Below are 12,544 nucleotides of genomic sequence, written 5' to 3'. Positions count from 1 at the left end.
AATGGGTGATTAATAGTTCTGGTAATAATATCTTGAGTAGGTCTATGTATGGATCCAATGCTTCCTGTTTAGAAAACAAAAATCAAACTAATATTTCAATTCACACACAACTTTTGAGAATGATCCACAAAAGCATCATTCCAAACATTACAAGAAAGCATTTACCGGAAAAACAGACGACTGGGAACTAGTGCTACAAACTGAAACTCTTAGTAAAGAAGATGCAATTTTCCTGGAAAAATTTATTAAACGAATGAAGAGCAAGAAATTCATTAGAAAAATAGTTGACAATCCCGGGATATTAAAAGATATTCTTGAGAAAAAATAGCCCCTGGTTCCCCCGAAGCGTCGGGGCTGGAGGCACCACCTTAAAAGCCCGATACACATAGTGTTTTCGGCCTTTTTTAATTTTAATTTCAGTTGTTCCTTAAAATTCTCAAATTCCTTAAAAATAAAAAAGCCTCTTTCCGAATACACGGAAAAAAGCTTCTCATTGGTTAGCCAAATCCACACAACATAGGATATTACTGGCTAACTACACGCCCTGAATTAACAAGGCAAACAACACAACTTAATTTTAATACTAAAGTTCAATTATCCACTTTAGTACTGGATTTTAAAACCCAAATTTATTTTTATAAGCAAACACTTAATTCATTTACTAATGCTTACCTCTTTTAAAAATAACCGGAGGGTTTAAAAGAGGGCTGGCAAATATACAATTTCTTCTTTCTATTAAACAAATAAAAAAATTCTCTGTTTATTTTTGTGAAAATTCCAATTTTTCTATCTGTTCAAATTCGGAATTTCCGGATTACTTATATTTTTAAAAATTAAATATTTGATTTCAGCCCTGGACCGTAAGCTTTTCATAATTTTGAGCCTATGAAGCATTATTACTGCTTATTTTTAAGTCTGGCTATTTTACTCTTAGGTTGCCAAAATAAAGAGGTGGATACCCAGGAGAATAAACCACCGGCAGATTCAGTTTCTTATTTCCTTGAAAAAGTACAAGCCACCGATTCTATTCCTCAAAAAATATTTTTTTTGAATGCAGGGCTTCAAAAAGTTCAACAAAAATCTGATACTTTATTGCCTTTATTGCTGGACTATAAAATTTATTATCACAACCGATTAAAAGAATATGACAGCGCCCTCTTTTTTGCCGATAGCCTTGAGCGTATTGCAAATTTTCAAAAAGACACAAACTGGAATGCCCTGTCTTTTTACCGAAAAGCGGTTATTAATCGGTATTTGGAAAATCAGGAAGGAGTTTTTAAAAACGCGTTTGAATCCCGAAAAAGATATCTTCAAATAGGAGATAGTATTAAAGTTGCACGCAGAACTCTCGAAATGGCCATTGCTCAAAGTCGAATGCAAGATTATACTGGCAGCCAGGAATCGGCTACAGAAGCTTTACGCTATCTTAACAAAGAAAAAGATGCCCAATATCTCAGTAGTGCTTATAATATAATTGCTATTGCGTATCGCAACCAGGGTTTTTATATAGATGCTTTAAAAGAATATCAAAATGCACTTCACTATGCCACAAACCTGGAAGATAGTCTCACATACCAAAATAATATCGCACTGGTTTATGAGGATCAGGAAGAATACGAAAAAGCAGATTTTATTTTTGAAAAGATTCTTTCAAAAGTTTCAGAACACGACTATAAGTCTAGAGCGCGCTACCTTGATAACTTCGCTTTTAATAAATGGTTACAGGATTCAGAAAAGAATATTTCATCAGAGTTATTACAGGCGCTACGGTGGCGTAAAGAACAAAATGATAATACAGGCATCACAGCAAGCTATGAGAATTTAGCGCAGTTTTATGAGAATCGAGATAAAACAAAAGCTATAGATTATGCTAAAAAATGGTTAGAAACCGGTAAGAAAAACAATAAGCTTCAAGCACAAATAGATGCACTAAAAAGGCTTATTAGCTTAAATTCTGGTAAAGGCGATGAAACAAATTACGTTTCGGAATATATTCGGTTAAATGATAGTTTGAACAAATTAAATTTACAGGCAAAAAATACTTTTGCCAAAATTAAGTTTGACGAAGAACGGAAACAGCAGCAAATATCAGGTTTAGAAGCTTCTGCAGCATTGCAGGCAGTGGAAAACCAGGAAATAAAACTAAGAAATTACATGCTGCTCTTTTTTGCCATTCTAGTAATTGGGATAGCTATTTTTATCATTTATTATAATAGGCAAAAGCACAAAAAAGAAAAAATAAGAGAAATTTATAATACTGAAACCCGAATCTCAAAAGTAATTCACGACGAACTTGCGAACGATGTCTATAATGTAATGAGTAGCATGGAGACCATAGCTCCGAATGAGACGATGGATAAACTGGAGCAAATCTACAACCGCACAAGAAATATCTCCAGGGAGAATAGCAATATCACCACCGATGCCGGATATCTAAACCATCTAATTGCATCGCTCTCCAGCATTTGTCCTGAAAATACACGGCTAATTATAAGCGGAGAAAAGAATATTATCTGGAATAAAATTAAGGCCGAAAAAAAACTTATAATCTACAGGGTTTTACAGGAAATAATGGTGAACATGAAGAAACACAGCAACGCCAGTCTGGTTGCTTTGATTTTTAATGAAGAAGAAAAAAAGCTAAAAATAGATTATTCAGATAATGGGAAAGGGAGTTCTATGCAAGCCATTAAAACCGGAAATGGTTTGCAAAATGTGGAAAACCGTATTTTTTCCATAAATGGAAAACTTAATTTTGAAACTGAAAAAGGAAAAGGATTAAAAATTATAATCTGTATTCCGCTATAGATTTTCTTATGTTTAAAAAGGTCCTTGTTGCAGAAGATATGGATAGTATTAACCAGGCTGTTTCCCTTGTTTTAAAAGATCTGGGAATTACAGAAGTTGTTCATGTGCAATATTGTGACCAGGCGTGGTTAAAGGCAAAAAGAGCTATTAAGGACAACAATCACTTTGATTTACTAATTTGCGACCTCTCTTTTAAACAGGATTACAGAGATGAAAAAATAACTTCGGGCCAGGAACTTATTTCAATCTTAAAAAACGAAGACCCCAAATTAAAGGTTATTGTAAACTCTATTGAAGATCATCCGCAAACCGTTCGTGACTTATGGAATTCCGGTAATATTGATGCGTATGTTTGTAAAGACCGTAACGGACTTAAAGATCTGAAGGAAGCGATTAAAGCTGTAAGCAAAAATAAAAAATACAATTCTCCTTCTATTGAAAAAGCTCTAAAACAGAAAAACCTGCTTAGCCTTAACGAATTTGAGATAAGTATTGTGAAGTATCTTTCCAACGGTTACACTCAGGATGAAATTGAAAGAGAGTTGAAGAAAAAAAATATTAAACCCAGCAGTAGAAGCGCTATAGAAAAGCGTTTAAAAGAGCTACGCGAAGAATTTAAAGCAAACACCAATCCTCATCTCATTGGGATAATGAAAGATCTTAAATTGATTTAAAAAGCATTCTCTCTTTATAAAAAGCATAGGATAATTTAAAATACTCCGTATTCTATAAGATTCCCCACTACACAAGCTTATTTCAAATAAAAAAACCATCCGGTACACATTGCTACCAGATGGTTCAATCACACCCCTACTAAACTTATAAACTACTGGCTAATCAGTTTAATAGCAAACTTGTAGCAGTTTAAATATACTCTTCATTATTATCCCAAATTTTGATAAGCAACTTAGCAGCAATGATGAAAAAATAAGTCTACATTAAGAATTGAGAGTACTTTAAATTAATTACGCAACCGTTTGTTCTAAAAAACCTATTTTGAAAGCTCAAATTTTGCTTAAAAAACTATTTTACAGGGGATATTATCTAAATTAACTTACGAATACGATTGATTTTTTTATATTTTTACCCGAAACATTAAAACCAATTTTAAAATGAAATTAAAACAAAGCCTTCCAATTTTATTACCGGCGCTTATCGCCTTTGGTTGTAAGGATAACAACAAACAGGAGGAAAAAGATGAGGCATCTGAAGATTCTATAGCACAACAAGATACTATTAAATATCACTCAGAGCCTTTAATTACCGACCATTTTACTGCAGACCCTTCAGCTCACGTATTTGAAGATAAAATATTTATTTATCCTTCACATGATTGGGATTCGGGAGAACCTGAAATGGACGACGGAAATCATTTTAACATGAAAGATTATCACGTGTATTCTATGGAAGACCCAGATGGCGAAGTAACCGATCATGGTGAAGTTCTTAACGTAGAAGACGTAGCCTGGGCAAAACGCCAAATGTGGGCACCTGATGCGGCAGAAAAAGATGGCAAATACTACCTTTTCTTCCCTGCAAAAGATAAAGACGATATTTTTAGAATTGGAGTAGCCACATCTGACAAGCCAGAGGGCCCTTTTACCCCGGAAGAAAAACCAATTGAAGGTAGCTATAGTATAGATCCCGCGGTTTATAAAGATACCGATGGTGAATATTATATGTATTTTGGCGGAATTTGGGGTGGCCAGTTACAACGTTGGCAAACCGGAGAATTTGTTGAAGAAGACGAATATCCTGCTGATGATAAACCAGCACTTAGCCCTAAAATCGCAAAAATGAGCGATGATCTATTGAGTTTTGCTGAAGAACCAAAAGATGTTGAAATATTAGATGAAAACGGGGAGCCTATTACCACAGGTGATAACGACCGTAGATTCTTTGAAGCAGCCTGGGTTCACCAATATAATGGCAAATATTATTTCTCTTACTCTACCGGAGACACCCACAATATTGCGTACGCCATTGGCGATAGCCCTTATGGTCCTTTCACTTATCAGGGAGTAATTTTAGAACCGGTTGTAGGCTGGACCAACCACCACTCTATAGTTGAGTACGAAGGAAAATGGTATTTATTCTACCACGATAGTTCACTTTCAGACGGGAAAACCTACTTAAGAAGTATGAAAATGATGGAAATTGAACATGATGAAAATGGTAAAATAAAAACAATGCAGTCTTATACTGAATTAGACTAAAGAAAGCTGTTATTATTGAAAAGCTGCTGATAGTTAACTATCAGCAGCTTTTTTTATTTCATATTTTAACGAAGCATATTTTTCTGAAATAATCTAACTAAAAAAACCGATGTCTGGATGCATCGGTTTAAATTTATCTTTAAAACTATAACTATTAGTCCCTATAAACTTCATCATTGCCAGAATAATGAAACCAATCAAATAAGGCTTCATTATCACTTGATTTTCCATTAGAAGTGGTGTATAGCCCTAAGTTAACACCTACAAATCCGCCGGCTACCTGGGTACTAAGAAATTTCCCATCCTGCGTTTCTCCTAATTGCTGCCATTCACCTTCGGTTTTGTAGTAGAAGGTATATTCATCTTCTTCAAACTTCAGTTTAAATTCAACTTCAGATACTGTATTGTCTAAAGAAATGCTTTTTATTAATTCATCAGACTTATATAATTGCACAACAGGTTGTTCATTCTCTTTAGAAAGGGCTGCGTAATAATAATGGGTTTCCTTTTGAAAAGCGAGCAAACCAGCTTTCTCATTTTCAGCCTTTGCGTCAAATTCAACTGAAATAGAAACTTCACCAATTATATGTTGCTGCCTATGACCAAGAAAACTAGGATTAGCCTCTCCTTCTACAGTTTCAGGACGGGTTTTAAGGATAATTCCTTCAGCTCCATTTTTTAGATCATACCAATTAGTTTTTGGGTTTCTAAGCATCATCCAGTTTAGCGGCAACTCCTTTTTATCAAATTTTTCTTTAAAAGAAAAGTTACCGTTTAACGGAATTAAATCATTTTTTAGTTCAACTCCCTGTGGCAGTGGATAAGAATATTTAATCTCTTCGCCCCCTAAATCGAAAATAGGCCAGTCGTTTTCCCATTTTACTGGAGTTAAGAAAGTTTCCCTTCCCGTATTATATAAATCGCCTTCATATGGTCTCACAGCAAGGAAAACTCCGTACCAATCACCATTTGGATGTTGTACAATATCGGCATGGCCCGCAGAAGTAATAGGGTTTTCCCGATTGAGATCTAAATGACGCTGGGTTAAGATCGGATTTTCTTCAAAGGGAATAAACTCATCATTAATATTGGTGTTTCGGTAAATCATTTCAGAATGGTTCACGGCGGTCCCACCTTCGGCTGTCATTAAATAATAATAGCCGTTTAGTTTATAAATTCTGGGTCCTTCAGCCCAAACGGGTTCAGTAGAAATATCTACCCCGCCATCTACCAAAATTCGGTTCTCACCAATTGTTTTTAGATTTTCTTTATCAAATTCAATCATTCTAATGGTTCGGTGTCCTTCGTATTTAGCCTGGTTATTTGGCGGTTCACTGTTGTAAACCAGGTAAGATTTACCGTTATCGTCAAAGAATAATCCGGGATCTATTCCACTAACTTCCGGAAGCCAAACCGGATCGGACCACGGGCCGGCAGGATCTTCTGCAGTCATTACAAAATTACCTTTTCCATCAACAATGGTACAGGTTAAATAGTAAGTACCCTTATCGTAACTAATATCGGGTGCAAAAACTGCCCGGGAAGTCCCAAAACCATGTAGATCTACCTGCTCTGGCCTGTGAATCACATTTCCCACCTGTTCCCAATTAACTAAATCAGTACTATGAAAAACAGGGATGCCGGGGTAAAAGGCAAACGTAGAGTGTACCATATAAAAGTTTCCCTCTCCATCATCAGTTATAGCGGGGTCAGGATACCACCCGGCCAGAATAGGGTTTAAAAAAATTTCCTGTGCAGCACCCCTGCCGAATACGATGAATAATAACAATAAACTAAATAATAATTTCCTCATAATAAACGCAATCGATTGTTAGCTCAAATATATGTTTATTTTTATATTAAAAGAATTAAGTATGATTAAAAATAGGAATTCGACTGGAAATCCATAATTTTTATGCAACCATAAAAAAATGTTTCGTAATATTGTTGCACAACCTTATTTTAGTGTCTATTTGATGAAAAAGAAAGAAGTTACAATTTATGATTTAGCAAAAGAGCTAAACTATTCTCCTTCCACCATTTCAAGAGCTTTGAACAATCATAAAAGTATTGGAAAGAAAACCATAAAAAAAATTCAAAAAACTGCAGAAGAATTTAATTACCGCCCTAATGCCTTAGCTGCCAGTTTAAGAAATAACACTTCCAGAACCATCGGGATAACGATTCCTAAGATAAATCATCCATTTCAAGCTTCTTTGATTACAGGAATTGAAAAAACCGCCAGAAAAGCAGGCTATAATGTGATCATCACACAATCTGATGATAAATACAAAAATGAAGTTGATAATGTAAAGGCTTTATACGACGCTAGAGTTGGAGGTTTAATTGTTTCTTTAGGAATGGAAACTAGAGACACCAGCCATTTTGATCAATATGTGAAACAAAATATACCTATAGTATTTGTAGACCGGGTGCCTGAGAATTTCAATTCATACCGTGTTATTATTGATAATCACGCTGCTGGATACCGGGCTACAAAACACTTAATAGAACAGGGATGTAAAAGAATTGCACATTTCGCTGGAGCTCAACACGTAAATGTATATAACTTAAGAAAGAAAGGATACGTGGATGCTCTTATAGACTCTGGACTTCAGGTTGACGAAGAACTCATAATGGATATGAAAACCCTTAGTTTTGAAGAAGGAAAGAAGGCAACCGAAAAGTTATTAAAACTTGATAATCCTCCAGACGGTATTTTTTCTGCTATTGATACTGCAGCAGTAAGTGCAATTTTATATGCTAAAGAAAAAGGAGTTAAAATTCCTGAGGAACTCGCTATTATTGGCTTTAACGATGATCCTATTTCCAGAATCGTAGAACCTACCCTGTCTACCGTTTCGCATCCCGCCCAAAAAATGGGAGAAATATCTACAAAAAGAATTTTAGAACACTCCACGCGTAAACTTGACGCTGCTGTTTCAGAAATTACAATGTTAGATACCGAAATTATTATAAGAAATTCCAGTAAAAGAAAGTAATGGGATTTTAATTAGAATCCGAATAATTCAGGAAGCCAAAGACTTAAAAACGGGAAAATTATCACCAATATTAAGGAAATCAACATTCCCACAAAAAGTGGCAGTAAAGGTTTTACCACTTTTTGAATAGTAGTATTTGCCACTCCTACCCCTATAAATAAAACCGAACCTACTGGCGGCGTACAAAGCCCTATACATAAGTTCAGGATCATTATTACTCCAAAATGTACCGGATCTATTCCCATAGCTACTGCAACCGGAAGAAATATTGGGGTGAAAATCAATACCGCCGGCGTCATATCCATAAAGATTCCCACAAATAATAATATCAGGTTTATTAAAATAATCACTACAAACGGATTATCACTAAAGCCTAATAAAGCTGAAGTTACTTCCTGCGGAATATTTTCGTAAGACATTACCCAGGACATTGCAATAGACATGGCAATAAGTAACATTACCAAAGAAATGGTCCCTACTGATTCTACCAGTACGGTTTTAAGTTTAGAGAAATTCAATTCTTTATAAAGAAAAGCCAGTATCAGGCAATAGACAACAGCCACAGAGGAAGCTTCAGTAGCAGTAAAAATTCCGCCAACAATTCCTCCAATAATAATTATCAATAAAAGCAGACTTGGAAGAGCATCAAAAAAAGACCGCACAATATGTTTAAACGAACTTCTTTTTCCTGTAGGGAAACCTTTCTTTTTAGCCCAAACTAAAGCAATGGCCATTAAAATTAAACCGGTAAGAATTCCGGGAAGATAACCGGCTAAAAATAACGCCCCTATACTCACTCCACCACTGGCAAGAGAATAAATTATAAAAATATTACTTGGCGGAATTAAAAGTCCCGTGGTGGCCGAAGTTACATTTACAGCAACACCATATTCTTTGGTATAACCTTCTTTTTCCATCCTTTCAGACATAAAACTACCAATAGCGGCAGCAGCAGCACCGGCAGAACCTGCAATTGCACCAAACATCATCGCAGCTACAATATTTACGTGCGCCAAACCACCGGGTAAAGCTCCAACTAGAGATTTTGCAAATTCAATTAACCTTTTGGCTATTCCACCACTATTCATAATGTGGCCGGCAAGGATAAAAAAGGGAATAGCGAGTAGAGAAAAACTATCTAAACCGGTAGCCACTCTTTGAGAAATAGTGGTAAAAGCAGGAATAGTATCTACACTAAATAACAAGGTTAGTACCGAAGCTATCCCAATACTCCAGGCAATGGGAACGCGAATTCCCACCAAAACTATAAAGCTAAAAATTAAAACAAATATTTCCATTTACCGATTTGCTTTTAATTCCTGCAAGGTTTGCCGCATTTGCATCCATTTAAAATAAATAATCATCAAGCCTGAAATAGGTAAAACCAGGTATACAAATCCCATAGGCAAACCTAAAGCTGCAGAAGTTTGTTCGAGCTTAAAGGAAACATACACATACCTACCACCGCCAATTACAAAAATTGCAGTGGTAAAAAGCATAATTATTAATTGCACCAGGAGATCGAGTTTTAATTTTGTCCTGATACTAAACGATTTTGGAAGTAAATCTATAGTGATATGCGTATTTCTACCCGAAATATAAACGGCCCCAAAAAGGCTAACCCAAATTAGCATAAAACGCGCCAACTCATCTGTCCACGAGCTTTGATCTGCCAAGAGGTAACGACTACAAACACCCCATAACACGCTAAACAACATTACTGTTACCAGGCAAACAACCAACCATTCTAAAAACCAGTTAAGTTTTCTACTCATTTCCTAAGCTTTTAATTTCTTGAATGGTTTTGTATAATTCAGGTTCTGTTTTTTCTAAATCTTTAATTATATGGCTACTTTTTTCTTTGAATAATTCTTTATCAGGGTAAGTGACTTTCACCCCTTCTTTCTTAATTGCCGTCAATGCCTCTATTTCGGCAATCTCCCATAATTCCCTTTGTTTTACTGAAGCGTCCTGAGCAGCTTCCTGGATCCATCTCTTTTCTTCAGAAGAAAGCTTGTTATAAATCTGCGTACTTATCACCAAAATATCGGGGACAGCCGAATGCTCATCTAATGAAAAATTTTTACAAATTTCGTAATGTCTTGACGTGTAAAAGCTGGGCAAATTATTTTCTGCTCCTTCTACTACTCCTTGCTGTAGTGAAGTATAAAGTTCTCCCCAGGAAACCGGTGTTGGGGAACCTCCAAGGGTTTTTACAAGATTAATTGCCGTAGGACTTTGCATTACTCTTATTTTCAAACCTTTTAAATCTGCCGGAGTTTCAATAGGAGTGTCTTTTGTATAAAATGAACGGCTGCCCGCATCAAAATAGGTTAAGCCCCTTAACCAATATTTCTCGCCGTCTAAAAGAAGTTCATTTCCAAGCTCGCTATCATAAAGCTTATAACGATGCTCGCGGTCTTTAAAAATATAAGGATAACCAAAAACGCGAAGTTTAGGGGAAAAATTTTCCATCACGGCAGATGACACTTTGGTCATCGCCAAACCACCCAGTTGCAAAAGTTCCAAACTCTGCCTTTCTGAACCTAACTGCCCGCCGGGATAAACCTCTATTATTAATTCCCCATTAGATTTTTCTTCAACACGCTGAGCAAAAAAGGCTAAAGCCTGGTGAACAGGATGATCCAGACTCAAGCCGTGGGAAAGTTTTAAAGAATTCACCTCCTCTTTCTGGCTACAGGAAGCAAAGAGAATTAAGACAATAAAAAGTTTGAAAACTGATCTCATGTAGATCTTATTTCAGTAATTATTTTTAGCACTTTAGCCACATTGTTTTTTATAGATTCAAAATCAGAATTTTCAACCATATTCTTTGGAATAAGTGCTGACCCCATTCCAACGCAAGTAACTCCAGCGTTAAACCATGCTGTTATATTTTCTTCTTCAAGACTAACTCCGCCACTTGGCATAATTGAAGTCCAGGGTTGCGGGCCTTTTATAGCCTTTACAAAACCGGGCCCTAAAACAGCCGCCGGAAACAATTTTACTATTTCGCAACCCAATTCTTCAGCCTGGCTAATTTCGGTAAGAGTACCGCAACCGGGTAGGTATAACACTTTTCTACGGTTACAAACTTTAGCAACATCTTCTCTAATTACCGGGCTTACTACGAATTCTGCACCTAAATTCATATATAGACTGGCTGTACTGGCATCTACTACAGAACCTACACCAAGTATCATTTCGGGACATTCTTTTCTTGAAAATTTTACGAGATTTGCAAAGACTTCGTGAGCAAATTCTCCCCTGTGAGTAAATTCAAAAAACCGTGCTCCTCCTTGATATACTGCTGTAAGCACTTGCTTAACTAATTCCTGGTCCTGGTGATAGAATAAAGGCACTAGCCCCAATTCTCTCATTTTTATCGCAATTTCCGGTCTGGATATTTTTTTCATATTTTTAAAATTTATGTCCCAAAGGGTAAACTTGTCACTTGTTTATAAGAATTGCAATATCTGCTGCATTATTGCCTCCAGCATCATGCTGGTTTCATAATTTATCTTTTAATTCGTCCTGAACCATCTCCCTCAATTAATTCTAATACTTCTTCTTTGCTTACTCTATTAAAATCTCCCACAATAGAATGTTTTAAACAGGAAGCCGCCGTGGCAAAATCCAGTGTTTTTTGATCTTCAAAATGCTGAAGCCCATAAATAAGTGCTCCCATAAAACTATCTCCCGCCCCCACACGATCTACTATTGGATAAATATTATATTCTGTAGATGATAATAGCACTGCTCCTGTAAACATATTTGCCGACCATTTGTGATGAGAGGCATTTAATTCTTCACGATTTGTGATCGCGATTTTCTGTAATGAAGGAAACTTTTTAGATAGCGCTTTAGAAAGTTCGTGATTATTCTGAATATCTCTTATATTGAAAAACTGGTTACAGGCATAAGCACCCGCAAGTAAAACATCGGTTTGTCCCACTAGTTTCGTCATCGTTTCTTCAGGATTTGCTCTTTCGTATTGCCAAAGATTTCCGCGGAAATTAAGATCTCCAGAAATTTTAATCCCCTTACTTTTAGCCACCTCAACTGCATGCAAACAAACTTTTGCAGCTTTTGCCGAAATTGCCGGAGTAATACCTGACCAATGGAACCAGTTGCAATCTTTAAAAATCTCATCCCAATTAAACCATTCGGGTTCTATTTGTGAAAAAGCTGAATTTTCCCGGTCATAAATTATTTTCCCGGGACGATTGATAGCGCCGGTTTCCAAAAAGTATAATCCTAATCGCTGCCCCTCAAATTTTATGTGATTTAAACCTACATTATTATTTCGTAAATCATTTATGGCTGATTTCCCTAAATCGTTTTCGGGTAAAACACTTAAAAACTCGGTTTTTAAACCAAAGTTTGCTGCAGTTATAAGCACATTTGCCTCACTCCCGCCGTACACAACTTTAAAATTATTTATTTGCGAAAACCTTAGCGCATCTTCGCAAGACAGGCGCATCAATAATTCTCCCAGGCTCACCAGCTTTTTCATAA

10 protein-coding genes are annotated in these 12,544 nt (G+C 36.1%); 4 read left to right on the top strand and 6 right to left on the bottom strand.

Translation table 11 applies throughout. The features are described from left to right. Positions 1 to 885: 885 nt before the first annotated feature. The 3 genes from J0871_RS06885 to J0871_RS06875 all read left to right on the top strand — a co-directional run bounded on the left by J0871_RS06885 (position 886) and on the right by J0871_RS06875 (position 5,024). Positions 886 to 2,808: a tetratricopeptide repeat-containing sensor histidine kinase gene (locus tag J0871_RS06885; RefSeq protein WP_208224423.1), complete on the top strand. Its 1,923-nt coding sequence runs from the start codon at positions 886 to 888 to the stop codon at positions 2,806 to 2,808. Between the two features lie 8 nt (positions 2,809 to 2,816). Further along, entirely contained in the window at positions 2,817 to 3,482 is a 666-nt protein-coding gene (locus tag J0871_RS06880; protein WP_208224421.1) for a response regulator, read from the top strand. 438 nt (positions 3,483 to 3,920) lie between these two features. Next, positions 3,921 to 5,024, top strand: coding sequence for a glycoside hydrolase family 43 protein (locus tag J0871_RS06875; protein WP_208224419.1), 1,104 nt, complete (start codon positions 3,921 to 3,923; stop codon positions 5,022 to 5,024). Between the two features lie 154 nt (positions 5,025 to 5,178). Here the strand turns inward: J0871_RS06875 and J0871_RS06870 are convergent, their stop codons facing one another. Then, positions 5,179 to 6,837: a glycoside hydrolase family 43 protein gene (locus tag J0871_RS06870; protein WP_208224418.1), complete on the bottom strand. Its 1,659-nt coding sequence runs from the start codon at positions 6,835 to 6,837 to the stop codon at positions 5,179 to 5,181. 118 nt (positions 6,838 to 6,955) lie between these two features. Between J0871_RS06870 and J0871_RS06865 the strand changes: the two genes are divergently transcribed. Continuing rightward, on the top strand, positions 6,956 to 8,026 hold the full coding sequence (locus J0871_RS06865) for a LacI family DNA-binding transcriptional regulator (protein WP_208224417.1): 1,071 nt from the start codon (positions 6,956 to 6,958) through the stop codon (positions 8,024 to 8,026). A gap of 11 nt (positions 8,027 to 8,037) precedes the next feature. On the opposite strand, the gene J0871_RS06860 is transcribed toward J0871_RS06865, so the two are convergent. The 5 genes from J0871_RS06860 to J0871_RS06840 all read right to left on the bottom strand — a co-directional run bounded on the left by J0871_RS06860 (position 8,038) and on the right by J0871_RS06840 (position 12,542). Continuing rightward, positions 8,038 to 9,324 (bottom strand): TRAP transporter large permease, encoded by a 1,287-nt coding sequence (locus tag J0871_RS06860; RefSeq protein ID WP_208224415.1) that lies wholly within the window; start codon positions 9,322 to 9,324, stop codon positions 8,038 to 8,040. Then, positions 9,325 to 9,801 (bottom strand): TRAP transporter small permease, encoded by a 477-nt coding sequence (locus J0871_RS06855; protein ID WP_208224413.1) that lies wholly within the window; start codon positions 9,799 to 9,801, stop codon positions 9,325 to 9,327. Continuing rightward, entirely contained in the window at positions 9,794 to 10,774 is a 981-nt protein-coding gene (locus J0871_RS06850) for a TRAP transporter substrate-binding protein (RefSeq protein ID WP_208224411.1), read from the bottom strand. The genes J0871_RS06855 and J0871_RS06850 overlap by 8 nt, the downstream gene beginning before the upstream one ends. Further along, the gene (locus tag J0871_RS06845) at positions 10,771 to 11,442 is read right to left on the bottom strand and encodes a bifunctional 4-hydroxy-2-oxoglutarate aldolase/2-dehydro-3-deoxy-phosphogluconate aldolase (protein WP_208224409.1); all 672 of its coding nucleotides are present in this window, start codon (positions 11,440 to 11,442) and stop codon (positions 10,771 to 10,773) included. Before J0871_RS06845 ends, J0871_RS06850 begins: the two co-directional genes overlap by 4 nt. Before the next feature lie 101 nt (positions 11,443 to 11,543). Then, entirely contained in the window at positions 11,544 to 12,542 is a 999-nt protein-coding gene (locus J0871_RS06840) for a sugar kinase (RefSeq protein WP_208224407.1), read from the bottom strand. Positions 12,543 to 12,544 lie beyond the last annotated feature (2 nt).

Source organism: Salegentibacter sp. BDJ18 (genome assembly GCF_017579965.1).
Classification (GTDB): domain Bacteria; phylum Bacteroidota; class Bacteroidia; order Flavobacteriales; family Flavobacteriaceae; genus Salegentibacter.
This window is presented reverse-complemented; position numbering and strand designations above follow the sequence as displayed.